At 42.1% G+C, this 25147-nt stretch carries 20 protein-coding genes; 4 read left to right on the top strand and 16 right to left on the bottom strand.

Annotated features, from left to right (window positions below):
• Positions 1–144: 144 nt before the first annotated feature.
• The 11 genes from G628_RS0105145 to G628_RS16495 form a co-directional block, all read right to left on the bottom strand.
• Complete coding sequence (locus tag G628_RS0105145; protein ID WP_026667713.1) at positions 145–795, bottom strand: DUF5688 family protein; 651 nt, start codon at positions 793–795, stop codon at positions 145–147.
• A 131-nt stretch (positions 796–926) separates the two neighbouring features.
• Positions 927–1484: an elongation factor P gene (gene efp, locus G628_RS0105150; RefSeq protein WP_026655502.1), complete on the bottom strand. Its 558-nt coding sequence runs from the start codon at positions 1482–1484 to the stop codon at positions 927–929.
• Positions 1485–1549: 65 nt separating this feature from the next.
• Positions 1550–2089, bottom strand: a complete 540-nt coding sequence (locus G628_RS0105155) for a hypothetical protein (RefSeq protein WP_026667712.1) — start codon at positions 2087–2089, stop codon at positions 1550–1552.
• A 21-nt stretch (positions 2090–2110) separates the two neighbouring features.
• Entirely contained in the window at positions 2111–2731 is a 621-nt protein-coding gene (locus G628_RS0105160) for a L,D-transpeptidase (protein WP_026667711.1), read from the bottom strand.
• A 157-nt stretch (positions 2732–2888) separates the two neighbouring features.
• Complete coding sequence (locus tag G628_RS0105165; RefSeq protein WP_027208629.1) at positions 2889–3329, bottom strand: type II 3-dehydroquinate dehydratase; 441 nt, start codon at positions 3327–3329, stop codon at positions 2889–2891.
• 31 nt (positions 3330–3360) lie between these two features.
• Positions 3361–3933, bottom strand: coding sequence for a DUF1961 family protein (locus G628_RS16490; RefSeq protein ID WP_051199038.1), 573 nt, complete (start codon positions 3931–3933; stop codon positions 3361–3363).
• 201 nt (positions 3934–4134) lie between these two features.
• Positions 4135–7401, bottom strand: coding sequence for a carbamoyl-phosphate synthase large subunit (carB, locus tag G628_RS0105175; protein WP_026655507.1), 3267 nt, complete (start codon positions 7399–7401; stop codon positions 4135–4137).
• Positions 7401–8621 (bottom strand): carbamoyl phosphate synthase small subunit, encoded by a 1221-nt coding sequence (locus tag G628_RS0105180; protein WP_026655508.1) that lies wholly within the window; start codon positions 8619–8621, stop codon positions 7401–7403. The genes carB and G628_RS0105180 overlap by 1 nt, the downstream gene beginning before the upstream one ends.
• An 83-nt stretch (positions 8622–8704) precedes the next feature.
• Complete coding sequence (locus G628_RS0105185; RefSeq protein ID WP_027208630.1) at positions 8705–12511, bottom strand: phosphoribosylformylglycinamidine synthase; 3807 nt, start codon at positions 12509–12511, stop codon at positions 8705–8707.
• Positions 12512–12585: 74 nt separating this feature from the next.
• The gene (locus G628_RS0105190; protein ID WP_027208631.1) at positions 12586–13191 is read right to left on the bottom strand and encodes a TetR/AcrR family transcriptional regulator; all 606 of its coding nucleotides are present in this window, start codon (positions 13189–13191) and stop codon (positions 12586–12588) included.
• A 16-nt stretch (positions 13192–13207) separates the two neighbouring features.
• Positions 13208–13702 carry a hypothetical protein gene (locus G628_RS16495; protein ID WP_051199039.1) on the bottom strand — a complete coding sequence of 165 codons (495 nt, stop codon included), beginning with the start codon at positions 13700–13702 and terminating at the stop codon, positions 13208–13210.
• Between the two features lie 155 nt (positions 13703–13857).
• Here G628_RS16495 and G628_RS0105200 point away from each other — a divergent pair, with 155 nt between their 5' ends.
• Complete coding sequence (locus G628_RS0105200; RefSeq protein WP_026667707.1) at positions 13858–14760, top strand: LysR family transcriptional regulator; 903 nt, start codon at positions 13858–13860, stop codon at positions 14758–14760.
• A 6-nt stretch (positions 14761–14766) separates the two neighbouring features.
• On the opposite strand, the gene G628_RS0105205 is transcribed toward G628_RS0105200, so the two are convergent.
• The 3 genes from G628_RS0105205 to G628_RS0105215 form a co-directional block, all read right to left on the bottom strand.
• On the bottom strand, positions 14767–15654 hold the full coding sequence (locus G628_RS0105205) for an HAD family hydrolase (protein WP_051199040.1): 888 nt from the start codon (positions 15652–15654) through the stop codon (positions 14767–14769).
• A 15-nt stretch (positions 15655–15669) separates the two neighbouring features.
• Positions 15670–16584, bottom strand: a complete 915-nt coding sequence (locus G628_RS0105210; protein WP_026655513.1) for an ArsR/SmtB family transcription factor — start codon at positions 16582–16584, stop codon at positions 15670–15672.
• Between the two features lie 179 nt (positions 16585–16763).
• Positions 16764–18479, bottom strand: a complete 1716-nt coding sequence (locus tag G628_RS0105215; RefSeq protein WP_027208633.1) for a methyl-accepting chemotaxis protein — start codon at positions 18477–18479, stop codon at positions 16764–16766.
• 271 nt (positions 18480–18750) lie between these two features.
• Here G628_RS0105215 and G628_RS0105220 point away from each other — a divergent pair, with 271 nt between their 5' ends.
• Entirely contained in the window at positions 18751–20049 is a 1299-nt protein-coding gene (locus G628_RS0105220) for an adenylosuccinate synthase (RefSeq protein ID WP_027208634.1), read from the top strand.
• A 164-nt stretch (positions 20050–20213) separates the two neighbouring features.
• Here G628_RS0105220 and G628_RS0105225 read toward each other — a convergent pair whose 3' ends face one another.
• Together G628_RS0105225 and uxuA are read right to left on the bottom strand one after the other, a co-directional pair.
• Positions 20214–21833, bottom strand: coding sequence for a mannitol dehydrogenase family protein (locus G628_RS0105225; RefSeq protein WP_027208635.1), 1620 nt, complete (start codon positions 21831–21833; stop codon positions 20214–20216).
• Positions 21834–21882: 49 nt separating this feature from the next.
• On the bottom strand, positions 21883–22959 hold the full coding sequence (uxuA, locus tag G628_RS0105230) for a mannonate dehydratase (RefSeq protein WP_026655518.1): 1077 nt from the start codon (positions 22957–22959) through the stop codon (positions 21883–21885).
• Positions 22960–23130: 171 nt separating this feature from the next.
• Here uxuA and G628_RS0105235 point away from each other — a divergent pair, with 171 nt between their 5' ends.
• Both G628_RS0105235 and nudC read left to right on the top strand, forming a co-directional pair.
• The gene (locus tag G628_RS0105235; RefSeq protein ID WP_026655519.1) at positions 23131–24024 is read left to right on the top strand and encodes an AraC family transcriptional regulator; all 894 of its coding nucleotides are present in this window, start codon (positions 23131–23133) and stop codon (positions 24022–24024) included.
• Positions 24025–24090: 66 nt separating this feature from the next.
• Complete coding sequence (gene nudC, locus G628_RS0105240) at positions 24091–25005, top strand: NAD(+) diphosphatase (RefSeq protein WP_242827176.1); 915 nt, start codon at positions 24091–24093, stop codon at positions 25003–25005.
• Positions 25006–25147: the final 142 nt, after the last annotated feature.

The following is a 25147-nucleotide window of genomic DNA, read 5'->3' on the forward strand; positions in this document are numbered from 1 at the left end:
ATCTACCCCTACCCTCTATGCGTTGTTGTGCATAATATTTTGTTGCAAAACAATTAATCTAATTACAATATATATTTTAACATTTAATGAAGATAAAATAAAGTATAATATATATTCAGTATTTATGCACGTTTCAGCGCACACTTATTCACAAACGGCGAGATTTCCTACACTTTTTTCATAGTAATAAATCTTATCGCTCAAAAATTCTTCTCTTGTAAGCACTCCTGCGTTGACTTGGCGCACTATTGATTCAAGCATTTCTGCTTCATTTTCATCGCCTCGTTCCGGCAAAACCAAGACTTCATGCACCGATGCAGGAAGAACATACAGGTTTTTCCCGTATTTATCGGATATTTTCTCAAGTACTCCCGGATATAATATGGCACCTGCTCCATAATTCTGTTCTTTGTTAGAAACTATGATGATATTTTGTAAAAACCCAGAATCGTTAATATATTCTTCACCAAGAAAATCAGACATACTTACCAACTTTATCCGGGATATTTTTGCAGCATTCTCTATAAGGTTTTCCCATAATCTGTCATAGGTTATTCCCCAAAGATCCAGATGCGAATTCTTTATGGTAATATGTCCTTCTCCTATTTCAGCGTTTCTTACCATACATATAGGCACCATTGCAAGATCTTCAAATTTACGGTAGGGAATATCTTCAAGATACTCCAAATTATCTTTAATACCAATTAATTTAAATGACAATTTATCCTCAACGCCATCAAAGCTTCCAAAGAAACTTAAATCAATATTTCCATTATTTACTATAATATTTCTCATTAATATCTCTCCTAAAAATAATAAAAGACAATAGCTTGCGCATATATAAATGCGAAATCTATTGTCTTACATTTGTTTCTTTATAAATTTAATATGACCGTTTTACGTGTCAGTTAGGTATTGTGTCCAGATTATACTCTTGAAAGATACTCGCCGGTTCTTGTATCAATCTTAATTACGTCTCCTTCGTTAACGAAGAGAGGAACTGCTACTGTAGCACCGGTCTCAACTGTTGCAGGCTTTGTAGCACCTGTTGCTGTATCACCCTTGAATCCGGGCTCAGTCTCTGAAATAGTAAGCTCTACGAACATAGGAGGCTCAACTGCGAATACGTTTCCGTTATAAGAGTTAACCTTGCAGATCTCGTTTTCTTTAACGAACTTGAGAGAATCTCCGATCTGATCTGCTGTAAGTCCGATCTGCTCATAAGTCTCGGAATCCATAAAGTTGTAAATATCTCCATCCTGATAAAGATACTGCATATCCTTCTTGTCGATACGAGCTGCAGGGAACTTCTCAGTGGGGCGGAAAGTTGTCTCTTTAACACCACCGTTGATAATATCCTTGAGCTTAGTTCTTACGAAAGCAGCGCCTTTACCGGGCTTAACGTGCTGGAATTCAATAATCTGACATACATTGCCATCGATTTCGATGGTCATACCATTTCTGAAATCACTTGCAGAAATCATATAATAATCCTCCTAAAACTTTACATCAAACAACTAGTTTATATTAAACTATAGGATTTGATTTTTCAACTATTTTTTTCATCTTCTCCGTTATTATCTATATCAAATATTGAGCTGCGTATCATATTTGTATAGAACGGATTCATGCTGTTTGCAGCAATTTCTCTCTGTGTCTGATGCTCCGATACTTTAATTACATCAGTATTAAATCTACTGTGTGAAGCGATATTGTCAGCGATCATGCTGCCTATATCATACTTGGGAAACGGAACGGTTGTATCTATACGCCTTGCACTATCCGATTCAGCTGTAGTTGCTGTATTTTTTGCAGGCGAAATATCTGCCTTATCATAATTATATGGATAAGCTGCCGGGGGATCCATGCTACCAAGCAACGACTTAAATGCGCCTTCACCTGAAATGCCCTCGGTTTTCTTCTGCGTTTCATCAAGCATAGCCTTATTAAGATACTTTTCAAAAAGGCCGCTCAGATTGGGATCAAAAGCCGTCTCGCTTTTTTTCTGCGCAAGAAGCTTATTGGTATCGGATATAGAGTTTAAATACTTATTTACCGATCCTGTAATTGCAGACAGATCAATTTCCATCTCATTTCCCCTCAAAATATTTTAGTGAACGATAACCGCCGTACCTACGTCTATCATATCATACAATTCGTAAGCCGTCTCGGTAGGAAGATTTACACATCCGTGAGATCCGTCGGATTTATAGATATTTCCGCCAAATTTGCTTCTCCATCCGGCGTCATGCAGTCCGACATTTCCCGTAAATTTCATCCATCTGTCAACCCATACGTTCCATGTAGGTCCGACAAGATATTTTCCCGGAATCTTGGTTCTTAAAACAAAACTGCCCTTCGGAGTTGAATTACCCGTGTTTGGATTACCTGTAACACAAGATGATGATAAAACGACCTCTCCGTCTTTGTAAAAGGTCATCGTCTGGTTTGCGATATCAACATCAACATATGTATCGATTGAACAAGAAGCCACGCCTGTTGCCTCTTCTGCAGCATTCTTAAATCTTCCCTCATTCATTCCGAAATTGAGGTAATGACAGTAAAGATCTATCGGTTTGCTTCCAATAACCGCACGAACATCGGGATATGCATTGGCATAATATTCTGCATCAAAATCATCTGTATCACTCGCGTGTGAAGGCACTGTACATATTATGTTCAAAAATAATACCGCGAAAACAAGTGCACTCATTCTTATAATTGTTTTCATACTATAACTCCTTTAAAGAAATATTTATTCACATACGTAATATCTCCTTAACAATTTAACACATTATAAGCATAAGTCAATCATTCGTGGTTATATTTATAAATTATTTTTTTAGAAATCATTATCTAAAGCGTTCGTTTAGCCTTATATAATATATTTATTTAAGCTTGATCTCTTTAATATAATCAATCGCTTCAAGATAACCGTCAAGACCGTGTCCATATATCTGCTTATCGCAGGCAGGTGCTGTCACGGACACTTTTCTAAACTCTTCTCTGGAACTGATATCCGAAATGTGCACTTCCACTTTTGTGATATTCTCAAGACTCTTTAGAGCATCGTGAATGGCATAGCTGTAATGTGTATATGCGCCCGGATTTATTACTATTCCGTCGGTTCCGTCAAAATACGCTTCCTGGAGCCTGTCTATTATCGCTCCCTCGTGATTTGACTGAAAAAGTATGACTTCGTCTTTTTCCGAATCCGCTTTTTCTTTTATCATATTGCAGAGATAATCATAGTCCTGATTACCGTAGATTGCTTTTTCTCTGATTCCCAGAAAATTTAAGTTTGGTCCGTTTACCACAAGTATTTTCATTGTTCTGTTCTCCCCTGTCATTTTCTTAATATTATATCCAAGTAACCCTAAGATTCCTATACTCAGCTGTAAGCTCGCTGCTTTGCTTAAATCCGATGCTTCCGCCCGTAAGTATATCTCCGCTGGTAATACCGTCATCCCTGAAATCAAGAATAACTGTCTCATTTTCTGAAAAAGTCACCCTGTTTCCCTGCTTAATAACGCACATTCTGTACCATGGAAGATCTTCCGACGCATCGGGAATAGGATCCGGCCCTTCCGCCACGATAAACTCCCCTTTGTCCTTTATGAGTTTACACATATGAAAAGCCCTGTCTTTATCGTTTTTTCTTCTGAAATATGAGACATAAAAAGCATTATCATCCTTAATCGCAAAAATAAACGTAGCTTCTCCGGGCTCCTTAAGCGGTCTGAACTCCCATTCAACCTTGATATCTGCAGGAAAAGAAACAGGACACCACAAAACTACCGGCATATCATTTGCTCTTTTGCCCGAAAGCCTCATGGCATTGTTCTCAAAAGATATCTCGGCGATGTGCTCACACACAAAATCTTTAATATTTTCTTGTATTCCAAGCGGATTTTCGTAGATTAATTTAGACATATTTTTTCCCCATAGCTCATTGCATAATTATAGCATATCTTGGCGCTTCTCGGGGAATAAATGTTAAAAAGAAATTTATATCATCACATTTTCAGAATAAAAAATTCCCGGCCTTAACCAAATAAGACCGGGAATTAAACTACTTAGAAATATACTGATTTTAACCAGTTATACTTAATATTTTATATACTTTAGCACCGCTTAAATCTTTGCGATATCAACAAGCTCAAGTCCTTCTTCCGTGCTCTCGTTCTCAAGACTTGTAACAAGGGCTTTTGCGGTATCAAGGGCTGTAATAACATTTACGCCTGTCTCGATAGCGGTTCTTCTGATAAGGAATCCGTCACGGCTCTTATCTCTTCCCTGTGTAGGTGTATCGATAACAAGATCGATCTTGTGTCCGAGTATAAGGTCGATGACCGTAGGTGATTCCTGGTTGATACGATTGATCTTTCTTGCCTTTACGCCGTTCTCTGTGAGCGTATCAGCCGTTGATCTTGTAGCGTAAATGATATAGCCAAGCTTCTCATAACGTCTTGCAATATCGATGATCTCGCCCTTATCGGAATCCTTAACAGTGATTATCATCTGCTTATATTTAGGAAGGTTGACTCCCGCACCAAGGAATGCCTTATAAAGAGCTTCGTTAAAGTTCTTACTGATGCCGAGACACTCACCTGTAGACTTCATCTCAGGTCCAAGACTGATCTCAGCGCCTCTGATCTTCTCAAATGAGAATACGGGCATCTTGATAGCCACGTAACCCGCTTCAGGCTGAAGTCCGGGTGTATATCCGAGGTCTTTGAGCTTCTTTCCGAGCATTACTTCTGCAGCGAGGTCAACGATTGGAATACCTGTTACCTTACTGATATAAGGAACTGTACGTGATGATCTCGGGTTAGCCTCGATGATATAAACATCATCCCCTACAGCAATGAACTGTACATTTATAAGTCCGATTACATGAAGTGCTTTTGCAAGTCTTCTTGTATACTCTGCAATTGTCTGCTTAACCTTATCGGAAAGAGACTGTGCGGGATATACAGAGATTGAGTCACCTGAGTGGATACCCGATCTCTCGATATGTTCCATGATACCGGGGATAACGATATCTTCTCCGTCGCAAACCGCATCAACTTCAGTCTCAACACCCTGAAGGTACTTATCTACAAGGATAGGATGATCCTGCGCATATCTGTTGATGATGTTCATGAACTCTTCTATCTCTTCATCGCAAAGAGCAATCTGCATGCCCTGTCCGCCAAGTACGTAAGAAGGTCTTACGAGTACGGGATATCCGAGGCGGTTGGCAACTTCTTTTGCTTCCTCTGCAGTATAAACAGTAGCACCCTGTGCGCGCTTGATCTGAGTCTCTTCAAGAATCTGATCGAAGATCTCTCTGTCTTCTGCAGCATCTACATCCTTAGCATCTGTTCCGTAGATCTTTACGCCCATCTTCATGAGATCCTGAGTGAGCTTGATAGCTGTCTGTCCACCGAACTGAACAACTGCTCCGTCGGGCTTCTCAAGTCTTACGATATTCTCAACATCCTCGGGTGTAAGAGGCTCGAAATAAAGCTTATCGGCAATATCAAAGTCTGTACTTACAGTCTCCGGGTTGTTATTTATAATGATTGTCTCAAATCCGGCTTTCTTAAATGCCCATGTTGCGTGAACAGAGCAATAGTCGAACTCGATACCCTGTCCGATTCTGATTGGGCCTGAACCGAGTACAAGGATCTTTTTCTTGTCAGTGCTACTCTTAAGTGCTGCCTCATCCTCTGAATCGGGTCCGTTGTAAACTGAGTAGTAGTAAGGTGTCTCAGCCGCAAACTCAGCCGCGCAGGTATCAACGATCTTAAATGTAGCCTTGATGTTGTAGTCATATCTGAGCTCTTTTAACACATCCTCAGAGAAGCGTGTAAATCTGCTGATAACAGCATCGGGATACTCAAGACGCTTAGCCTCAAGAAGTGTCTCAAAGCTGATGATCTTCTTTGCTTCCGCAAGGTCTGCATCCTTACCCATTGTATTCTTCTCACCGATTCTAAGAAGCTTAAGTTCCATCTTAACAAGTGAATGAAGCTTATCAATGAACCAGATGTCGATGAGTGTGATGTCATGGATCTCTTCATGTGAGATTCCTCTTCTGAGTGCCTCTGCGATAACCCAGATTCTCTGGTCGTCTACAACTTTAAGACGCTCTCTGAGTTCTTCATCATCAAGCTCTGAGAAATCATAGCTTGTAAGGCAGTCAACATGCTGCTCAAGTGAGCGGATAGCTTTCATCATGGCACCTTCAAAGTTGGTGCAGATACTCATTACCTCACCTGTAGCTTTCATCTGCGTTGTAAGAGTTCTCTTTGCAGTGATGAATTTATCGAAAGGAAGTCTCGGGAACTTAACTACGCAGTAGTCAAGTGTAGGCTCGAAACTTGCATATGTTTTACCTGTAATTGCATTCTTGATCTCATCAAGTGTATAGCCGAGCGCGATCTTAGCCGCAACCTTAGCAATCGGATAACCTGTTGCCTTAGAAGCAAGTGCAGATGAACGGCTTACTCGAGGGTTAACCTCAATTACGCAGTACTCGAAGCTTGTGGGGTGAAGAGCGAACTGAACGTTACATCCACCTGTGATCCGGAGCTCATCAATAATATTGAGAGCTGCGCTTCTGAGCATCTGATATTCCTTATCGGAAAGTGTCTGAGAAGGAGCAACAACTATGGAGTCACCTGTATGTACACCGACGGGATCGATGTTCTCCATGTTACATACCGTGATGCAGTTTCCTGCTGAGTCACGCATTACCTCGTACTCAATCTCTTTCCATCCTGCAATACATCTCTCTACAAGAACTTCGTTTGCACGTGAAAGTCTGAGTCCGTTCTCAAGTATCTCCTCGCACTCAAGCTGATTGTGAGCGATACCGCCGCCCGATCCACCAAGTGTGAACGCAGGACGAAGAACTACGGGATATCCGATTTTGTTGGCAAACTCAACACCGTCCTGTACGTTATGAACAACGAGTGATGCTGCGCAAGGCTCACCGATTCTCTCCATGGTGTCCTTGAATTCCTGCCTGTCCTCGGCCTTTCTGATTGTCTCGGCTGTTGTTCCGAGAAGCTTTACGCCATGTGACTTAAGGAATCCTGACTCATCAAGTTCCATACCAAGGTTAAGTCCTGCCTGCCCTCCAAGTGTGGGAAGGATTGAGTCGGGCTTTTCTTTTTCAATGATCTGCTCAAGGACCTTGACTGTAAGAGGCTCGATATAAACCTCATCGGCAATGTCCTTATCTGTCATGATTGTAGCGGGGTTGGAGTTTACGAGGATAACCTCTACTCCTTCCTCTTTAAGTGAACGACATGCCTGAGTTCCTGCATAGTCAAACTCAGCAGCCTGTCCGATTACGATAGGTCCTGAACCGATTACCAGTACCTTTTTTACATCCTTATTCTTTGGCATCAGTTCTTACCTCCTACTTTTCCTTTTTTCATCATATCTATAAATCTGTCAAACAAATAGCTTGAATCCTGTGGTCCGGGGCATGCTTCGGGATGGAACTGCACTGTAAAGATGTTCTTACCAACATAAGCAAGTCCTTCGTTTGTTCCGTCGTTAACGTTTATGAAAGCAGGCTCAGCCACGTTCTTATCAAGTTTGTCCATGTCTACTACATAGCCGTGGTTCTGTGATGAGATGTAAACTCTGCCGTTTGAAAGGTCTTTTACCGGGTGGTTACCACCTCTGTGACCATACTTCATCTTGAATGTATCCGCACCTGTTGCAAGAGCCATGAGCTGGTGTCCAAGGCAGATTGCAAAAATAGGTGTCTCGGAATCGTAGAGTTTTTTCACCTCTTTAATTACATCTACACACTCCTTCGGGTCTCCGGGGCCGTTTGAGAGCATGATTCCGTCGGGAGCGTCCTCGAGGATCTCCTCAGCCGTTGTATTTGAAGGATAGATTGTAACATCACATCCTCTTGCTGCAAGTGAATCTGCAATATTCTTCTTGGCGCCTACGTCGAGAAGTGCTACCTTGAGGCCTTTTCCGTTAAGCTCTTTAACAATTGCAGGTCTCTTTTCTCTTTTTGAATGATCTCCTGCAAGATCGGCCTTGTAGTTCTCTGCGTTAAATACCGCACTTCCTGAAAGAGGTCCATTCTCTTCAAGGCTTGAAACACCCTTTAAGAACTTCTTTTCTTTGCAGGAAACCTTGCTTACAACATCGCCTGTTGTATAAGCGTGAAGTTTTTCCTTGATATCATCGTACTTTAAGTTCTTGTTTGTTGTGATGATACCGTTCATTGTTCCCTTTTCTCTGAGGATTCTTACAAGTTTTCTTGTATCGATTCCTTCGATTCCGGGAATCTCGTATTTATCCATAAAGTCCTGAATGGACATGTCACAGCGGAAGTTTGAAGGTATATGAGAAAGCTCTCTTACGATGATCGCATCAACCCAGGGTCTCTCTGATTCCATATCATCGAGACAAACTCCGTAGTTTCCGATAAGAGGATAAGTCATGCATACTGCCTGCCCTGCATATGAAGGATCTGTGAATACCTCTGTATAACCTGCCATAGATGTGTTAAAAACGATCTCGCTTATCACATCTTTATCTGCACCTATGTGCTTGCCTTCAAAGACTGTGCCGTCTTCTAATATCAAAAAAGCTTCCATTACTACCTCCGATTTTCTAAGCTAAAGTTCTGTCTTGCTAAAGTACTTCGGTCTCAGTATAACCAAGACCGAAATTTTTTCAATTACTTGAAGTACTTAACACCTGACTCAAATATCTTAATATCCTGATCTCCGAAGATGTTTACGGCTACGCCGTCGCCTCTTCTCTCTGAGTGAGCCATCTTACCAAGGCATCTTCCATCAGGTGAAAGAATACCTTCAACTGCTCTGTAAGATCCGTTGATATTCCACTCATCATCCATTGTTACATTGCCTTCAAGGTCGCAGTACTGTGTTGCAATCTGGCCGTTCTTGAAAAGTTCATCAAGAACCGCATCGGGAGCAACAAATCTTCCCTCTCCGTGAGAAGCAGGGTTTGTATATACTCCGCCGAGCTTTGCTTCCCGGAGCCAAGGTGAATTGTTTGAAACCACCTTGATATATGCCATCTTGGAAATGTGTCTTCCGATGGTATTGAATGTAAGTGTAGGTGAATCCTGAGTCTGGCCTGTAATCTTTCCGTTAGGAACAAGTCCGAGCTTTATCATAGCCTGGAAACCGTTACAGATACCAAGCGCAAGGCCGTCTCTATTCTGTAAAAGGTCTTCAACTGCCTCTTTTATCTCCTGATTCTGGAACGCTGTCGCAAAGAACTTAGCACTTCCGTCAGGTTCGTCACCGGCTGAAAATCCACCGGGGAACATGATGATCTGTGCATCCTTTATAGCTTTCTTAAACTCTGCTACAGACTCCACGATATCCTCTGCATTTCTGTTCTTGAATATCTTGATGTTTGTATTTGCGCCTGCTCTCTCGAATGCCTGGGCACTGTCGTACTCACAGTTACTTCCGGGGAAGACAGGGATAAATACTGTAGGCTTTGCAACCTTATTCTTGCATACGTATACGCTGTCAGCCTTGAAAAGAGGGCTTTCTACAGCTGTCTTTTCCTCGTTTACGGTTGAAGGGAATACCTTCTCGAGGCTTCCTTTCCATGCCGCAAGAGCTTCATCCATTGTGATAACCGCTCCCTGAACCTCGAATGCAGCATTGTCCGTAACTTCACCGACAAGGCGTGCACCTGCTACTTTAAGAGCATCTGTAAGCTTATCTGCGCTTACTTCCGCAACGATGTCAGCCATATCGTTTGTAAAGAGTTCTTCTGCCTTAACACTGTCGTCAATCTTTACTCCGAGGCCGTTACCGAATGCCATCTTACTTACTGCAGCGGCGATTCCGTAGCTGTCCTCAGCATATGCTGAAACGATACTTCCGTTTCTCATAAGCTCTGTAATTGCACTATATATCTCCATGACCTTATCGTAATCGGGAAGGTCATATGAATCTCTGGGAAGCTTGAACTGTACAAGCTTGTTTCCTGCCTTTTTAAGCTCAGGTGTGATAACATCCGAAAGCTTTGCAACATCTACCGCAAAAGAAACGAGTGTAGGCGGAACGTTGATTTCATTGAAGGATCCTGACATTGAATCCTTACCACCTATTGATGCAATTCCGAAGCGAAGCTGTGCTTCAAAAGCTCCAAGGAGTGCTGTGAAAGGCTCGCTCCAACGCTGCGCATCTTCGGTCATTCTCTTGAAGTATTCCTGGAATGTGAAGTGGAGCTTCTTATAATCACCACCTGATGCAACTATTCTTGATACAGACTCTGTTACTGCATAAGCAGCTCCATGATAAGGGCTCCAACTTGAAAGATAAGGATCGAAGCCGTAGCTCATCATTGTTACCGTGTCAGTCTTTCCTGAAAGAACAGGAAGCTTTGCGATCATTGTCTGTGTCTCTGTAAGCTGGTACTTTCCACCGTAAGGCATAAGAACCGATCCTGCGCCGATTGATGAATCGAACATTTCTACAAGACCTTTCTGTGAGCATACGTTGAGGTCCTGAAGCTGCGCTATCCATGCAGCCTTAGCGTCATTACCTGAAAGTGCAGACTTAACTTTATCTGATGCTACTTTATTGAAGTAGTTATCATTTTCCTTAGGAAGGTCAACTTTAACCTTTGTCTCCTGATGTGCTCCGTTTGTATCAAGGAATGCTCTCTTTAAGTTAACGATCTTCTTGCCTCTCCAGTTGAGCACAAGTCTGGGATCTTCTGTTACAACGGCAACCTTAACCGCCTCAAGGTTCTCCTCTGCGGCATAGCCAAGGAACTTCTCTGCATCGGCAGGAGCAACAACAACTGCCATTCTCTCCTGTGACTCAGAAATAGCAAGCTCTGTTCCGTCAAGACCTGCATACTTCTTGGGTACAAGATCAAGGTTGATATCAAGACCGGGTGCAAGCTCACCGATTGCTACGGATACACCGCCGGCACCAAAGTCGTTACATTTCTTGATAAGTTCACTTACTTCAGGTCTTCTGAAAAGTCTCTGGAGTTTTCTCTCTGTAGGTGCATTACCCTTCTGAACTTCTGCTCCGCAACTTGTAAGTGACTTTGAATCATGAGCCTTGGAAGAACCTGTAGCTCCGCCGCAGCCGTCTCTACCTGTACGTCCGCCAAGGAGAATAATGATATCTCCGGGATCGGCCGACTCTCTGATAACATGCTCCTGAGGAGCAGCACCCATAACAGCACCGATCTCCATACGCTTTGCAACGTAGCCGGGATGGTAAACTTCTTTTACATATCCTGTTGCAAGTCCGATCTGGTTACCGTATGAAGAATAACCTGATGCAGCACCGCGAACGAGCTTCTTCTGTGAAAGTTTGCCCTTCATTGTCTCGGCAACGGGAACTGTAGGATCTGCAGCACCTGTTACACGCATAGCCTGATATACATATCCTCTTCCTGAAAGCGGATCTCTGATAGCACCGCCAAGACATGTTGCAGCGCCACCGAAAGGCTCGATCTCAGTTGGATGGTTGTGTGTCTCATTCTTGAAGAATACAAGCCAATTCTCTCTCTTTGTTCCCTCGCCGTAATCTACGTCGATAGGCACAACAACTGTGCAGGCGTTGTTCTCTTCAGACTCTTCCATGTCTGTGAGCTTTCCGTCTTTCTTGAGCTTCTTCATACCCATGAGGGCGATATCCATAAGAGAAATGAACTTCTCTTTTTTCTTCTCATCTGTCTTGTAAAGGTCTTCTCTTGCTGAAAGATACTCGTTGTAAGCATTAACGATAGGCTCTTTGTAGAAACCGTCTTCAAAGTCAACTTCCGTAAGCTCTGTTCCGAATGTTGTGTGGCGGCAGTGATCTGACCAGTATGTATCAAGAACTCTGATCTCAGTCATTGAAGGATCGCGGTTCTCATCATCGTGGAAATATGTCTGGATCCACTTAAAGTCATTGAAAGTCATTGCAAGTCCGAGTGACTCGTAGAGCTTCTTAAGCTCAGCCTCATCCATATCCTTGAATCCGTCAAAGATTTTTACATCTTCAGGTTCGTCGAATACAGAAACGAGTGTCTCAGGCTTCTTGTCAGCTGCGATTCTTGAATCTACAGGGTTCATTGTGTAATCGCAGATCTTTTTAACTTCTTCGTCGGAGACGTTACCGATAAGCATGTATGTAACTGCTGTCTTGATGACAGGCTCCTCGTCTCCCTTTATAAAGCGAACGCACTGTTCAGCTGAATCAGCTCTCTGATCGAACTGACCGGGAAGTGCTTCTATGCTGAATGTTTTGGCATTAGCCGGAACTTCGATCTCTTCTCTGTAAAGAATGTCTACAGGAGGCTCGGAAAATACTGTTGTGCAGGCTTTCTCAAACACTTCATCAGAAACATTTTCAACATCGTATCTGATGAAGATTCTTACATCCTCAACACTCTTTATTCCAAGGTAGCCCTTGATCTCAGCCTTAAGCTCCTTAGCCTTGCCTGCGTAAGGTGCTTTTTTTTCAACATAGATTCGTTTTACAGTGCTCATAATATCTCCTTGTTTATCATAAAAATTTATAGCTAACTCATAATAATAGAGTGCCTTAAAAAAAGCACTCTCTATTAATCATCATTAATATTTAATTCTTTGGGCACTAATCCCTCTAAAACATACATTAGTTCTTTGTCAATGGCTTCTTCTGAAATGCCGACAGTCTTGGAAGTGATCTTGAGTCCTTCCACAACGTACATAAGATTGCGAGCACACCCCAAAGGGTTCTCACAATAAAACTCACCGCTCTCGATGCCGTTTTCAATTAATCTCTCAATAATCCTGACAGCAGTATCAAACTGGTCTTTCAAAGGATTATCTTTTGGCGATACTTTATTAACGGAAAAATATTCATATGTTGCGACAGTAAGATTATTCTTCTTTCTGAGAATTTCTTTCTTCTGTTCCTTCAAAAAAAGAGCCAACATATCACCGGCAGTTGCAGTTCCTGTAAGAGCGGCAGTAATGGTCTCTTCATCATCCTCATCGGTCTCTGAAGAAAGAACCGAAAGGAATAATTCATCCGTACTTGAGAAATAGAGATAAAGACCCCCACGACTTATCTCGCAGGCATCAACTATATCTTTCATTGTTACATTCTTAAAACCTTTATCAGCAAAAACTGTTCTTGCTTTATCAAGAATGTACTTTTTCTTGATCTCGGACTTTTCTCCCATTCTTCGCTATCCTTACTTACAGTCTAAAACTATTTGATGTACCTTCGCCCTGTCCCCAGAACTCTACAAGCTCATTCATCTTATTAACTACGCTGTATAAAACTCCGTTATTAACACCCTCGGCCCATACGGTACCCTTGGTCATACCGGAAAGTATATACTTGGATAAAATTCCGGAAAGCTCATCCATTTCGGTGATTCCGGCTTTTTCTATAAAAAGAAGTTCATCCTTGTAGTTACGAAGACGATTTCTGCTGTAAACATAGACATAATTGCGGTCGAGCAGATTTGTACTCTGTGCTGCCTTTACAAAAGCCAACAGATTGGAGTCGTATATCGGAAAAGACATAGACTTAAGCTCGCTGTTGGAATATGCCTGCGCTACATCAACGCTTGCGTTACTCCTAAGCCATTTCAAATATGGAGTCAATTTCTTGAGCTCAGGACGATATCTTTCAACGACATCTTCGACACTGCCTTCATTGACATTGTTGTCATTTTCTAAATTCATGAAAACTCGCTCCTGTTCTGGCTTTCAGCCACATGCCACCCGATTTTTTGCATTCAAAAAAACTCCCAGTCAGAGTTCTTGAAACATTATAACAAGGTCGTTTGGTAATATCAACTAATTTTTGCTAGAATAAAAAAAGAAAAAAGGAGCAAGACATGACCAACAACCTTGAATATTACAAAGTATTTTATTATGTAGGAAAACTCTCAAGTATAACTCTCGCATCCAAGGAATTGTCCATCTCACAGCCTGCCGTGAGCCAGTCAATCCACCAGCTGGAAAAGGCGCTTGGATGTACTCTTTTCCGAAGGACCGCCAAGGGCGTACATCTCACAACGGAAGGAAGCCTTCTCTACAGATACATAGAAAGAGGCTATGAACAGATAGAGCTCGGAGAACAGCGCCTTAAACAGCTCCTTCATCTTGACGCCGGCGAAGTCAGGATCGGCGCAAGCGACATGACGCTTAGATTCTTTTTGCTCCCTTATCTTGAGAAATTCCACGAACAATATCCAAACATAAAGGTTACGGTCACAAACGGCCCGACTCCAGAGACTCTTGATTATCTTTCGGATGACAAGATCGATTTCGGTGTGGTCTCGACTCCTTTTATAATGAAAGAAGACATTTCATCTCTCCCTGTTGCAGAGATTGAAGATATATTCGTTGCGGGCAGAAAGTTTATCCAATATAAAAATAAGATGCTTGATTTCTCAGATCTTGAGAAAGTTCCTCTCATAATGCTTGAGGGCAAAACAAGTACAAAGAACTATATCAGTTCTTTCCTTGCAGAGAACAGAGCCGATATACGCCCCGAATTTGAGCTTGCAACAAGCGATATGATCGTTCAGTTCGCGCTCAGAAACTTAGGCGTAGGCTGTGTCGTAAAGAGTTTTGCGGAAGAATATCTGGAAAGCGGTGTTCTCTTTGAACTTCGCTTTAATAAGATCATTCCAAAAAGAGAGATCTGCGTCATCACCGATGACACGAGACCTCTCTCAATTGCCGCAAGTAAATTATATGAACTTATAAAAGAAGATATTTCAAAAGAAAAATAAACTTCCTTAATATATAACTCCGAGTGCTTCAAGTTCTTTTTTGGTGCTCGCATAGTCCTTGTACACGATTCCGTTCCAGCCAAGTTTTTTTGCCGCATCGATATTTACCTTGGTATCATCGATGAACACGGTCTTTTCCGGAACAAGGTTGTAACGCTCAGCAAGCAGGTTATATATAGCATGATCGGGTTTTACGACCTTATCTCTGTAGCTTAAGATTCCGCCGTCAGTCTCATCGATAAATGCCATTGCATCGGGACAAGCTTCAAGAACCTGCCATGAAAAGTTTGAAAGATACAATACCTTATATCCTGCTGCCTGAAGAGCCTTTATCCAAGGAATCGCATTATCCCTCTTGGTAACTATATCGGTAAGGTCCTCGAAGGTCTTCTCTATCACATCCGCAATCTCGGGATCGTTTTTCTTAAATCCGTCAATTATCTCTTCTGTAGAAAGAACGCCGCGGTCATATTCCGTCCACTCTTTGCTGTGAACAGAGGCGTCTGCGATTCTTTTTGCCAGCTCTTTATCAGAAACTTTTTTCTCAATAAAATCCATATAAACAAAGTCTGTGAGCACATTTCCGATATCGAAAACAACCGTATCGATCTTGCCCTCAGGCACAACGTTTCCTCTTAAATCGTGTTGCTTATTTGAAGTCAGAGGATCAAGCGATGCGATCGTATGTCTTCCGGTTATACTGCTGAAAGCCCAGATGCAGATCCATGTAAAAATGGGAATAGCGACCGTAGCCACAACAGCGCCCATAAAGTAATCAAACGGCGTGCCGATGATCGCCATCACAAAGAGAATCACGTAAGTTGATAAAAGAGCGATTATTCCGATTATCGCGATCACTCTTTTTGCCATAGGTGTCTTGTTATTATCCGTCATTTTAAAACCATCCTTCTATATATTACTGTACTTCATTTTGACATTTATATCGCGGTTGTAATTTCCAAAGCCCTTGCCGAATATCGTAAGACCCCCGACGTGTTCTGCGTTCTCGGGAACTTCGAGCCTTAGTTTAAGCGGCGTCTTATGAGTCAGCTTGAGTTTGTCGACTGTGACATCAGAGAGCTTCTGTCCGTCTATAAAAACGCCCTCATGATTTATGACAAGCATCTTAAGTAGACCATACTGATTCCACAACGGGAACCACCAGTCCGGTGTAAAAAGACCTTTCACATCGCCGAAATCCCCCGGAGAAGTCCATGTTCCGAGCAATGTGCCATTCAGATAAAAGTATATGTCGGAAGGGTAATTATTATTATATCCGGGCGCCTCTGAGCACATCTCTGCCGCAATACTAAGCTCATCTATCTTCTGATTAAACGGCACAAAATTGGGAATGTCATATTCGACATAGCCTCTTGTAAACCAGAGAATGTCGGCATCGAATCTCTCGCCATGCGCAAAGTATCTTGGATCGTCGACTTCTCCTATAACCTTCTCCGAAGAAGCAAGTCCGCATGTCGGCTCTATATGGCAGTCCGAAAAATGTCCAACCTTTATGTCAGTCTCATAAATAGCCTCATTCTTTTTAGGTGACCTTATATCAATAAGGATATTGTCAGGCTGAACTGAGCATATTTTCTGGTTGCCATGCCCCGTTGTTTCCGAAGTAACCTGAACAATACCGCACTCTTCAAGCTTCTTGATATGGCTTGTAAGCGCACCGTTTGTAATCTTGAGGCGCGTCGCGAGATCATTCATATTTGAACTTCCCTCAGAAACAAGGATCTTCACAATCTCAACTCTTATGTCCGATCCAAGCGCCTTAAAAAGCGCAAGTCCTTCGTCCAATGATTGTATATGAATCATAGTTATATACCTTTCAGTTATATACTTTTAATAAGATATATTGAATATGTCTGCAATACGAACATTATAAAGTAGAGCTTTTGTAAAAGCAAACAGACAATGGAAAAAGTCCCCCACGCAGACCCTGTCTACGCAAAGGACTTTCTGTAACTACCCCAAAATACATTTAGGATATGCAATTAACTGCTTATTGTAAATTTTCCGATGAGGTCGTTGAGACTCTCTGACTGTATCGAAAGTTCCTTGGATACTTCGCTTGACTGCTCGGCTGTCTCGGAGTTCTTCTGAACTACTCCCGAGATCATCTCAATTCCCTTATCGATCTCTTCCATGCTCTGAGCCTGTGCCTGAGCGAGGTTTCCTGTATTCTTGATCATTTCCGTGATCTCTTCTACGCTGTGTTGCATGGCATCAAGCGCATCCGTTGTCTCGGCAACAACCGCATTTCCGTTCTTGATTTCTTCCATTGTATCTGCAATGAGCTGATGCGTATTCTTTGCAGCTTCACTTGACTGATCTGCAAGCTTTCCTATCTGATCGGCAACAACCGCAAATCCTTTTCCTGTTTCACCTGCTCTTGCAGCCTCTATCGAAGCATTGAGGGCAAGGAGCGATGTCTGGCTTGCAATCTCTTCAATTGTATTCGTAACCTGCTCAATCTCTGCAGATGCTTCCGTAATCCTTGTCATGGCGTCGGTAACAAGATGCATCTTTCTGGCACTGACTTCCGCCTTGTCCTTAACATCTCCCGCCATGCCGTGGCTTCTCTGTGCAACTTCCGCAAGCTGTCTTGTCTGATCTGTAACGGAGTTTACAGATGCCGTAAGTTCCTCAACTGCAGCCGCCTGATCCGTAGATCCTTCCGCAAGGTCCGTTGCCCCTTGTGACATATTAAGAGCGCCGTCCGAAACAAGCGTAGATGAGTTTCTTACTTCAAGAAGTGTATGACTTAAGTTACTTGAAATATTTCTAAAAGCCTCTTTTATCTGAACATAATCACCTATATAGAGCTTCTCATTTCTTGAACCGCAGGAGAAATCTCCGGTAGACATGCGATTGAGAGTATCACTTATATCTTTTACAATATCAGCGATAACATCGGTCGAATATGTTATATCATCAGCAAGCTTTCCGAGCTCATCTTTTGAATCGGAAGGAACCTTGATGTCAATCTTACCTTTAGCCATATCATCGGCAGCTTCTGAAAGAGCCTTTATAGGATCAAGGATATTACTTGCAAGTGCGGCTTTCGCCTTATTTGAATAAAGAATTGCATATATAACGATAGCCATTGAAAGAACCGTAAGTATGATAACTATCGTAAGTGCTCCGTTATATGCCTTCTGAGCCTGCTCCTTGGCAGATATTCCAATTTCTTTAAAATCTTTTACAACTATCTTGATAGCTTCATTTACATTAGCAACATAGTATTCATACAATTCAGTGTGCGATGCGCCCGATGAAAACATGCCGTTAAGAGTCTGCCCGTAGTTGTCTATATCAGCGATATGCGAATAGACCGTAGTAAGATCGTCTTTATAAACTTTACTCAGCGTTCCGAGTCCGTCATTCAATTCCTGGATCTTTTCGGAAGCTCCTTTCATCTGTTCATCGCGGTCGGCGTCATCCTCGGCATTAAGCGCCCAGAGATAATACTTTGCAAGAGCCTGGATTGTTATACGTATCTCACCCTGCTGCGTATTCTGTTCATAGAAAACGTTATATATACTGTGCAGATTGAATATTGAAAAAGCATCTATCAATAGAACCACAATAAAAACCAGAACCAGGTTGTTCTGAAGTCTATAAAAAACTTTTTTGAGCTTATCCGCTACAGAAAGATTTTTAAATGTCTCGTTACCAAACTTCTTCTTATCGTCGATCGCTTTTGCCATACTGACCTCCTGATACTATTGAATAAAGGGCTTCTGTGACTCTTTCACGCACGAATTAATCTAATGTACAGCCACTTACAGATTATATGTATAATTGTAGCGCTTTTTTGACGAAAATGTGTCAATAAACTGTATAATTTTATATAAAATTTCGAAAAATAAGCAATACTTATATCATTCATAAAAAATATTGATTTTACTTATATTTCTTTTTCCGTTATTATACTAATGTACGATTTTAATCATGTTTTCTATTAAGGAGGAACAATAAATGGTAAAAGCAGTCGTAGGCGCTAACTGGGGCGACGAAGGAAAGGGCAAGATCACAGACACTCTTGCAGACAAAGCCGACGTTGTAATCCGCTTTCAGGGAGGTGCCAACGCAGGACACACCATAGTTAACGATTATGGTAAGTTCGCACTTCACACAATGCCTTCAGGCGTTTTCCATCAGAATATAATGAACATCATCGGAAACGGTGTTGCTTTTGATATTACAAAGTTCATGAACGAGCTTAACGAAATCACATCAAAGGGCGTTCCCGCTCCTCAGATCATGATTTCAGACAGAGTACAGGTTATGATGCCTTACCATGTTCAGTTTGATTCCCTTGAAGAAGCAAGACTTGCAGGAAAGTCATTTGGTTCAACAAAATCAGGAATCGCACCTTTTTATTCAGATAAATATTCAAAGATTGGCTGGCAGATCAACGAATTTTTCCAGGATGACGATGTTATCAAGGAAAAGATCGACAGAATTGCCCAGATTAAAGATGTAATCCTCGTTAATCTCTACCATGCAGAGCCTATCGACAAAGAAGCGCTCTTTAATCAGATCGTTGAATGGAGAGAGCAGGTTAAGCCTTATATCGGAAACGTATCTCTCTACCTCGATAAGGCAATCAAGGAAGGAAAGACAATCCTCTTAGAGGGACAGCTCGGAACCATGAAGGATCCCGATCACGGAATCTATCCTATGGTTACATCATCTTCTCCTCTCGCAGCTTACGGTGCTATCGGAGCAGGTATCCCTCCTTATGAGATAAAAGAGATCGTAACTGTTTCCAAGGCTTATTCTTCAGCTGTAGGAGCAGGTGCATTCGTATCTGAGCTCTTTGGCGATGAAGCGGAAGAACTCAGAAATCGTGGCGGAGACGGCGGCGAATATGGCGCAACAACAGGACGTCCAAGACGTGTAGGCTGGTATGACTGCGTAGCAAGTAAGTATGGATGCAGACTTCAGGGAACAACAGATGTAGCTTTCACTGTACTTGACGTACTCGGCTACCTCGATGAGATTCCTGTATGCGTAGGTTATGACATTGACGGAGAAGTAACTACAGAATTCCCTGTTACTCACCTTCTTGACAAGGCTAAACCCGTATACAAGACTCTTCCCGGTTGGAAATGCGAGATCAGAGGAATCAAGAACTACGAAGATCTCCCTGAGAACTGCAGAAAATATATAGAATTTATCGAAGAGCAGATCGGTTATCCCATCACAATGGTAAGTAACGGTCCCGCAAGAACAGATATCATCTACAGAAAGAGCGCTCTTAAAAAGAACTGATATTATCTGATTCATGTGAAAAGTAAGAAGCCACCGCGGTTAAGCGATGGCTTCTTTTTAGTGGGGGATACAATTAAAATTTTATGTTTATTTAACCTGCGGAATCCTGCCACATGAACGCAGCAGAACGTTCATGTGACTTTTTACAGGAATAAACTGCATTATTAAACGTGCTTTTTAAGAGTTTCTCTTACAGCACCTGTGCCTGCGATAAGTTCCTCGAAATATCCAATGATGATATCTGAAAGGCCTGCAGCTTCAAGATCTGTTCCAAAGATTGTAGCATCCTTAAGAAGAGGAAGAACCTTGCTCTTAAGTGTCTCTTTGTCATAGTTTCCGCCAAGCTCGATGTCTTTTACATAAGACTGTGCCTTCTCAAGAAGCGGATCGGGGCTGGGCTCAAAGTTGTTGCCGTTATCGTCAACACCCATGAGGTAACGAAGCCATCCTGCATGTACAAGAGGAATGCACTTAAGATCAGCTACATTGAGCTTATCTGAAGCCATGTAAGCCTTAATTGTCTCACCAAATCTGATTGCAAGCTTCTGTGATGTATCTGTTGCAATTCTCTGAGGTGTATCAGGCATAAACTTGTTAGGTATTCTTACATTTACTACTGTATCGATGAATTCCTGAGGCTTGATAACTCCGGGATCTGTAACAACGGGAAGTCCCTCTACATATCCGATAGTCTTAACGAGCTTTACAAGCTCCTCATCCTTCATCTCTTCTGAAATCTTGTCATATCCAAGGAGGCATCCGTATACAGCAAGTGCTGTGTGAAGAGGATTAAGGCATGTGCAAACCTTCATGCGCTCAACCTTATCAACTGTCTCCTTCTCTGTGAAGATAACACCAACTTTCTCAAGTGCAGGTCTTCCGTTAGGGAACTTGTCCTCGATTACGAGGTATTCGCTCTCCTCAGCGTTTACGAAAGGAGCAACCCAAGTCTTCTTAGAAGTAACTACAGGCTCAAGCTCTTCTACACCGTCGTTCTTAAGAATCTCATTAACTGAATCATCAGGTCTGGGTGTAATCTTATCTATCATTGACCAAGGGAAGCTAACCTTGCTGTCATCCTCGATGTAAGCAACGAATCCTGCCTCTGCCTTGCCGTTTGCAGTCCACTCTTTTGCGAACGCATGAACAGCATCAAAAAGCTTATCTCCGTTGTGTGAGCAGTTATCTGTGCTCACCATAGCAATCTTCTTCTCTCCTGCAAGGAATCTCTCATAAAGAAGAGCTGCAACCTTACCGATATAGCTCTGAGGCTTTGAAGGTCCGTTTACGAAATCGTCCTTAACAGCTGCAAGAAGCTCGCCCGCGGGATTTACAAGTGAATATCCCTTCTCTGTGATTGTGAAAGTAGCAAGCTGAAGAGAATCGCATCTGAAGATCTCTTTTAATCTGTTGAATTCCTTATCATCGTTTGAATCAAGAATGCATGACTCAGCGATGCTGGCAATAACTGACTTCTCAACAGAACCGTCTGCCTTAAGTGTAACAAGAAGTGAAAGATTGTCATGAGGTCTGTACATCTTCTCGATGATCTCATAATCAAATCCCTCTACTACTGTAAGTCCCTTGTCGTTCAAGCCGCCATCAAGCATTCTCTGAGCGAGATTAGCCTGAAAAGCTCTGAAGATGTTACCTGCTCCGAAGTGTACCCACTCAGGTGCCTCAACTGTCTTCTTTATCATGTCTTCCTGGTTAAAAGTAGGGATATAATATCCTTTCTCTTTCCAAGTGCTGTCTGTTGCTACGCTATTAGCATTTAATTTCATTGTTAACCCTTTCCGCTTTATCCTTTATCCCATATAACAAAGCTTATGTTTAAATTCCACGCTGATGTGACTTCTCAATAGCCTCCCAGAGACCGTTGATGTATGTTGCACCGAGTGCTCTGTCATAGAGGCCGTATCCGGGCATTGCTACTTCTCCCCAGATCATTCTTCCGTGGTCGGGACGGATAGGTCCGTCAAATCCTGTCTCGTAAAGAGCCTTAACTATCTCATACATATCGAATGTTCCGTCAGATGAAAGGTGTGCTGACTCCTCGAAGTTTGTAGGAGAAATGAACTTAAGGTTACGAACATGTGCAAAGTGAATTCTTCCCTCAAGTGCTCTGATCATGTGAGGAAGATCGTTCTCAAGACTTGTTCCGTATGAACCTGAGCAGAATGTAACACCGTTGTGTACATCATCTACAGCCTTCATAAGCTTAAGGATGTTCTTCTCGTTGTTGATGATTCTGGGAAGTCCGAATACAGACCAAGCAGGATCATCGGGATGGATAGCCATCTTGATGTCATATTTGTTACATACGGGCATGATTGCCTTTAAGAAGTAAACGATGTTCTCGAAAAGCTTCTCTTCGTCGATTCCCTTGTAGAGTTCGAAGAGCTCCTTAACATGCTCCATACGCTCAGGCTCCCAACCGGGCATAACAGATCCGTTTGTGTCACCTGAAAGTGTCTCAAACATCTTCTCGGGATCGATCGCATCGATTGCTTCCTGTGTATATGCAAGAACTGTTGAACCATCGGGTCTCTTTCTTGCAAGCTCACTTCTTGTCCAGTCAAAAACGGGCATGAAGTTGTAGCAAACCATGTGGATATCTTCCTTACCAAGGTTCTCAAGTGTCTTGATGTAATTATCTATATGCTTATCTCTGTCCGGTGTAGCTGCCTTGATGGCATCTGAAACGTTGACAGACTCAATTCCTGCGATGTGCATATTCTCAGCTGCAACTTCGTTCTTCAGAGCCTTGATCTCGTCCTGCTCCCAAAGCTCGCCTGCCTGCTTGTTGTAAAGAGTTGTGATAACTCCCTTTACACCGGGAACCTGTCTGATCTGCCATAACTTAACAGTGTCATATTTGCTGCCATACCAGCGAAGTGTCATTTCCATTGATACTAAATACTCCCTTCGTCTAATAAATCATTTCCTACTTTGTTAAAAAAACAGTTTTCGAACGTTAATATCCGTATACATATACAATAACTTTTTAAGCAAAAAAATAGAATTGAATATTTTGTTTCACACCTTGCAAAAATTGCCACAGGTAGTTATTATGTATTTATGAAAAATAAATTACGATCATCATTTAACACAAGACAATACATGGTATCATCGGATTTCGAGGTCTACTACTATTCCGACAAGAACTTTACAACCTTGAAGCCGCACGCCCACGACTACTACGAATGTTACCTTTTCATCGAGGGTGATGTCACCATGGAAATATTCAATGCGGAAGGAGTTGCATCAAGATACAAGATGTCTCCCGGCGACCTCATGCTCGTTCCTCCGGGAATAATGCATCACGCCCTTATGAACAATCCCGAGGCAAACTACAGACGTTTCCTTTTCTGGATAAGCAAAAGTTGCTGTAACAGGCTAATGCAGGAATCTGTGGACTATATGTATCTGATACAGAAAGCGGAGGCATTCCACAAGTACATATATCACATGACTCCCGCCCAGTTCCACATGATCGAGTCAAAATTCCTTCGTCTTCTTGAAGAAGTATCGAGCGAAAGATATGGAAGTTCGGCCTTTATACACCTGTGTCTGTGCGACCTCATTCTCACCATCAACAGGATTGTTTACGATGAAGAGAATATGAAAAACTCAAGCGATGAGCTCACTCTTTTCCAGAATATCATTTCATACATCGAGGGAAATATTGAGGAATCGCTCACACTTGACGATATTGCGGGTAAATTCTTTATAAGCAAATACTACGTTGCCCATCTGTTCAAAGATACGCTCGGTGTCTCGCTCCATCAGTATATTATAAAAAAACGTCTCGATGAATGCCGAAATGCTATAACAGGCGGAGCAAGCATTACGGGAACTTACGAGAAATTCGGCTTTAGGGACTATTCAAGTTTCTTTAAAGCATTCAAAAAAGAGTACGGTATGTCGCCGAAGGAGTACCAGAGCTTGTACTCGCACAACCTCATTCCGTAATGTGGCACAATATATGAAAAATAAGGAAGTGCTGATTCAATCAGTGCTTCCTTTGATACATTATTTATGGATAAACAATCCAAGATACAAGGACAGACTATGATTCAGGATATTTCACCGGCACATCTTAACAATCACTACGATCCGACAAAGACTGCGGACGAAAACTCAATAATATTGTTTTTTACAAAAGAAAAAAAGCTCCTGGGGCGCCTTGACGACGGCACTCAAGAGATTTCTTTTCCAAGATTTAATGATGTAAAAAATATTTCAAAAGAAAAACTCACTTATCTTTTCAGTATATATGATGAAGATTTCTTTTTGATGATCGCAGATTCCGAAAATATGGACTTTTTGGATGTCTCTGCACAAGATTCGGATTCCTACATGTTCCATGATTTCAGAAAATTCAGAAGTGCCTACTACTATCCGCAAACATACGTGTACGCTGCATTCACGGCATATCAACTTGCCGAATGGTACATGGTCACAAGATTCTGCGGTAAGTGCGGTGCAGAAAACGAACACTCTAAAAAAGAGCGCGCCATGATCTGCCCAAAGTGCGGAAATATAATATATCCGAGAATTAATCCCGCTGTGATAATCGGAGTAATCGACAAGGAAACCAATAAACTCCTTGTTACCAGATACAGAGTCGGCTACGGCCACAACGCTCTCGTGGCGGGCTTCACCGAAATCGGCGAAACTCTTGAAGAAACCGTAAGCCGTGAAGTCATGGAAGAAGCCGGCATCCATGTAACCAACATCCGCTACTACAAGTCACAGCCATGGGGCATCGCAAGCGACATCCTCGTAGGTTTCTTCTGCGAGGTAACCGGAAGCCGCGAGATCACCATGGACAACAACGAACTAAAATTCGCAAGCTGGCTGTCCCCCGAAGAGATTGAACTCCAACCACTTGAGTACAGCCTTACCAACGAAATGATGAAGGTATTTAAAGAAGAGAGGTACACTGATTAAAATGTGCACCTCTTTTTGACAACCTTGTTTGTGCAAATCTTGTTCAATGTAACATCCTTTTCCGCAAAAAAGCTTATAATCGCAACTGTTACATACATTATTATTCTTTTGAGTATATTCAAGAATACTATTAACTATGTCT

Source organism: Butyrivibrio hungatei NK4A153, assembly GCF_000424465.1.
Taxonomy (GTDB): Bacteria; Bacillota; Clostridia; order Lachnospirales; family Lachnospiraceae; genus Butyrivibrio; species Butyrivibrio hungatei_A.

Excerpts from the sequence above, each read along its gene's own strand:
- G628_RS0105145 (WP_026667713.1), bottom strand. The coding sequence starts at position 795 with ATGAGAAATATTATAGTAAATAATGGAAATATTGATTTAAGTTTCTTT.
- efp (WP_026655502.1), bottom strand. The coding sequence starts at position 1,484 with ATGATTTCTGCAAGTGATTTCAGAAATGGTATGACCATCGAAATCGAT.
- G628_RS0105155 (WP_026667712.1), bottom strand. The coding sequence starts at position 2,089 with ATGGAAATTGATCTGTCTGCAATTACAGGATCGGTAAATAAGTATTTA.
- G628_RS0105160 (WP_026667711.1), bottom strand. The coding sequence starts at position 2,731 with ATGAAAACAATTATAAGAATGAGTGCACTTGTTTTCGCGGTATTATTT.
- G628_RS0105165 (WP_027208629.1), bottom strand. The coding sequence starts at position 3,329 with ATGAAAATACTTGTGGTAAACGGACCAAACTTAAATTTTCTGGGAATC.
- G628_RS16490 (WP_051199038.1), bottom strand. The coding sequence starts at position 3,933 with ATGTCTAAATTAATCTACGAAAATCCGCTTGGAATACAAGAAAATATT.
- carB (WP_026655507.1), bottom strand. The coding sequence starts at position 7,401 with ATGCCAAAGAATAAGGATGTAAAAAAGGTACTGGTAATCGGTTCAGGA.
- G628_RS0105180 (WP_026655508.1), bottom strand. The coding sequence starts at position 8,621 with ATGGAAGCTTTTTTGATATTAGAAGACGGCACAGTCTTTGAAGGCAAG.
- G628_RS0105185 (WP_027208630.1), bottom strand. The coding sequence starts at position 12,511 with ATGAGCACTGTAAAACGAATCTATGTTGAAAAAAAAGCACCTTACGCA.
- G628_RS0105190 (WP_027208631.1), bottom strand. The coding sequence starts at position 13,191 with ATGGGAGAAAAGTCCGAGATCAAGAAAAAGTACATTCTTGATAAAGCA.
- G628_RS16495 (WP_051199039.1), bottom strand. The coding sequence starts at position 13,702 with ATGAATTTAGAAAATGACAACAATGTCAATGAAGGCAGTGTCGAAGAT.
- G628_RS0105200 (WP_026667707.1), top strand. The coding sequence starts at position 13,858 with ATGACCAACAACCTTGAATATTACAAAGTATTTTATTATGTAGGAAAA.
- G628_RS0105205 (WP_051199040.1), bottom strand. The coding sequence starts at position 15,654 with ATGACGGATAATAACAAGACACCTATGGCAAAAAGAGTGATCGCGATA.
- G628_RS0105210 (WP_026655513.1), bottom strand. The coding sequence starts at position 16,584 with ATGATTCATATACAATCATTGGACGAAGGACTTGCGCTTTTTAAGGCG.
- G628_RS0105215 (WP_027208633.1), bottom strand. The coding sequence starts at position 18,479 with ATGGCAAAAGCGATCGACGATAAGAAGAAGTTTGGTAACGAGACATTT.
- G628_RS0105220 (WP_027208634.1), top strand. The coding sequence starts at position 18,751 with ATGGTAAAAGCAGTCGTAGGCGCTAACTGGGGCGACGAAGGAAAGGGC.
- G628_RS0105225 (WP_027208635.1), bottom strand. The coding sequence starts at position 21,833 with ATGAAATTAAATGCTAATAGCGTAGCAACAGACAGCACTTGGAAAGAG.
- uxuA (WP_026655518.1), bottom strand. The coding sequence starts at position 22,959 with ATGGAAATGACACTTCGCTGGTATGGCAGCAAATATGACACTGTTAAG.
- G628_RS0105235 (WP_026655519.1), top strand. The coding sequence starts at position 23,131 with ATGAAAAATAAATTACGATCATCATTTAACACAAGACAATACATGGTA.
- nudC (WP_242827176.1), top strand. The coding sequence starts at position 24,091 with ATGGATAAACAATCCAAGATACAAGGACAGACTATGATTCAGGATATT.